The organism is Deinococcus pimensis DSM 21231, assembly GCF_000519345.1.
GTDB classification, from domain to species: Bacteria; Deinococcota; Deinococci; order Deinococcales; family Deinococcaceae; genus Deinococcus_A; species Deinococcus_A pimensis.
The window spans coordinates 33,421-34,814 of sequence record NZ_KI912653.1; the positions used below are offsets into that span (position 1 = coordinate 33,421).

A 1,394-nucleotide genomic window follows, 5' to 3' on the forward strand; every position below is an offset into this window, starting at 1 on the left:
GGCGCCCGCGCGGTCCACGGCGCGCTCCACGGCGGGCGCGTCGTCGAGGCGGGCGACCTCGGCGAGCGCGACGTTCTCGCGGGCGCTCATCTGGTACTGCCCGAAGTCCTGAAAGATGATGCTCATCTCGCGCTGCACGCTGCGGGGCGAGAAGCGCGTGGCGTCCTCGCCGTTGATGAGGACCTGCCCGGACGTCGGCTCGAACAGGCGCGTCAGGAGCTTCACGATGGTCGTCTTGCCCGCGCCGTTCTCCCCCACCAGCGCGAGCGCCTCGCCGCGCCGCACGGTGAAGCTCACGCCGCGCAGCACGTCGCGGTCCGTGAGGGGGTAGCGGAAGCCCACGTCACGGAACTCGATGGTGTGGATGGGGCCGCGCCACGCCTCGCCCGCGTCGAGGTCGCGGGCGGGAAGCTCCAGGAACTCGAAGAGGTTGCGCATGTACAGCAGGTTCTGGAAGATGCCGCTCACGCCGCCCAGCAGGCTGGAGACCTGCGTCTGCACCTGCGCGATGCCCAGCACGAACAGGCTGAAGTCGCCGACGCTGAGCTGACCCGCCGCCGCGCGCCGCAGCACCAGCGCGCTCGCGAGGCCGATCAGCAGGGCCGACAGGAGCGCCGCGCCGAAACTCCACGCGGACCGCTGCCGGATGAGGCCCTCCAGCTGACCCCGGAAGCCGAGGTAGTACTCGCGCCAGCGGCCCAGCAGGTACGGCTCGAACCCGAAGAGCCGCACCTCCTTCACGAGCTGGTCCGACACGAGGATCGTGCCGAGGTAGTTCTGGACGCGCGCGTCGTGCGTCTGACGCCGCAGCATCCGGTAGCCCTCCATGCCGAAGCGGCTGCTGACCCACACGCCCGGGATGCTGGCGAGCAGCACGAGCGGCAGCACCCACAGACCCAGGCGGGCCATGAGGGCCCCGACGGTCGCGAGCGTCAGCAGCGACGAGAGCAGGTTCAGCGTGCTCGACGCGGTCGTCAGGGGCCGCGAGCCCACCTCGCGGTAGGCCTGCTGGAGACGGTCGTAGGTCTCGGCGTTCTCGAAGAGGTCCACGCTGAGCCCCGACGCCTTCTCCAGGATGCGGCGGCTCGTGACGTGCTGGAGGCTGTCGCCGAGCAGCTCGCGCGAGGCGTTCTGGAAGGTCGCGAGGAGGCTGCCGAACACGCCGAGGCCCACCTGCAGGCCGAGCAGCGCGAGCAGCGCGCCATACCCGACCTGCCCGCCCGCCGCGAGCGCGACGCGGTCGAGCAGCAGCTTCCCCACGTAGAGGTTCGCGGCGGGCAGCCCGGCCGACACGAGCGTCGTGAGGAGCACCACGAGCGCGTGACCGGGACTGGCCCGCCACACGATCGCGAGGGTCTCGGTGAGGTCGCGGACGCGCTGCCGCGCCGACGGCG

At 71.7% G+C, this 1,394-nt stretch carries 1 protein-coding gene; it reads right to left on the reverse strand.

What is annotated here, in order from left to right; all coding sequences use genetic code 11:
• A partial coding sequence (locus tag DEIPI_RS31385; protein ID WP_045234397.1) for an ATP-binding cassette domain-containing protein occupies nucleotides 1–1,394 on the reverse strand: 1,394 nt, incomplete at both ends.